Origin of the sequence: Moorena sp. SIO4G3 (assembly GCF_010692305.1) — a bacterium.
Lineage (GTDB): Bacteria > Cyanobacteriota > Cyanobacteriia > Cyanobacteriales > Coleofasciculaceae > Moorena > Moorena producens_A.
Genome location: NZ_JAAHIG010000750.1, coordinates 1 through 1,186 on the forward strand (window position 1 = coordinate 1; position 1,186 = coordinate 1,186).

The window sequence follows — 1,186 nt, forward strand, 5'->3', positions numbered from 1 at the left end:
TTGGTGTATCTGATCAGGTGTTAATGCCTAGTCTCAAGAAACTAGTTGAATGTTTTTATGATTCAGAGCAAGGAGCTTTTCGCACGATACGTAAACAAGGGCGTGCAGTCTATTGGCAAGGATCATCTATTGATGCAACTGCTCAAGTTGGGTATTTACTCCATCGAATTGCCCCAGATCAGTTTCAATCAGAAATTTCAGCCTGTACTCGTTATCTCCAGCAAAATCAGTCTGAACAAGGATACTGGCAAAGTCGTTGGTTTCCGTCAGTGATGCTAACCACTTACTATGTCATACGACTTCTGTGGTTTTTCCCTCAATACCAAAAAACCCTAAAGAAAACTAGGAATTACATCCTGCGTACTCAGACTGACAATGGTAGCTGGCGGAACTCTATAATTGAAACGGCTACAGCAATTTTGGCACTTCAAACTATGAATGTGGGTGCATCAGCTCAAACCGAAGCAAAGCAGTGGATTTTGTCTCAAAAAACAGACCAGGGATGGCGAGGAGAGCCAGTACTCTATTACTGGTATGAAATCAACCCAGATAAAAAACTATTTTTTCATTGTATGGATAAAGGAAAAATCACTACTGCCTGGGCGACTTTGGCTCTCAACGGTTAAGCTGAGTGCAGAGCGTGCTGAGTCTTGAGTGCTGAGTCTTATATAGGGGTTCCATGGGTGAGGTACATGCCCATTATCTACCACCTAATACCTAACACCTAATGCTTACTATGACCGAATAAATTGTGTACCTGATTGATAAAGAAAACTGCTATAATTCCTTTTGCTGATCAAGTTTGGCATAGGGCAGCCAATGGTGCCATAGTGCTAAATAGGCTTTTGCGATCAAGTCCTGGTCAGGTTGATAAACAACTTTGATGTGATTGAGTCTTTTGGCAAAGGTACTTAAATAGCCCCGTTTCAATAACGAAGCCTGCCACTTGAGATAGGAAGGCCACTGCTGAGGATTTTGCCTTTGATGGATATAGCCCGGATAGGCTAAAATGCGATCGCGTTTTTCTGGCAAACAGAGTCCTTTCTTCACTAGATAGTCTAGGGCGTGTCATCAATTAAGCCAAATTACAGCAGCAGCCAGATAAATTGCTCCTAGGAAGTTCTGAGCTCGCTTATCGTACCGCGTCGCGATCGCTCGATATTGCTTGAGTCGGGCAAAAAAATTC

At 42.8% G+C, this 1,186-nt stretch carries 3 protein-coding genes; 1 reads left to right on the plus strand and 2 read right to left on the minus strand.

Going from position 1 to position 1,186, the window contains the following annotated elements:
* On the plus strand, positions 1-626 hold a 626-nt coding region (locus F6J99_RS45165), incomplete at its 5' end, for a hypothetical protein (RefSeq protein ID WP_293123997.1).
* A gap of 151 nt (positions 627-777) precedes the next feature.
* On the opposite strand, the gene F6J99_RS45170 is transcribed toward F6J99_RS45165, so the two are convergent.
* Positions 778-1,050, minus strand: coding sequence for a hypothetical protein (locus tag F6J99_RS45170; protein ID WP_293124000.1), 273 nt, complete (start codon positions 1,048-1,050; stop codon positions 778-780).
* A 21-nt stretch (positions 1,051-1,071) separates the two neighbouring features.
* Positions 1,072-1,186 (minus strand): transposase (locus tag F6J99_RS45175; protein ID WP_293120501.1); only part of this gene is annotated, 115 nt, incomplete at its 5' end.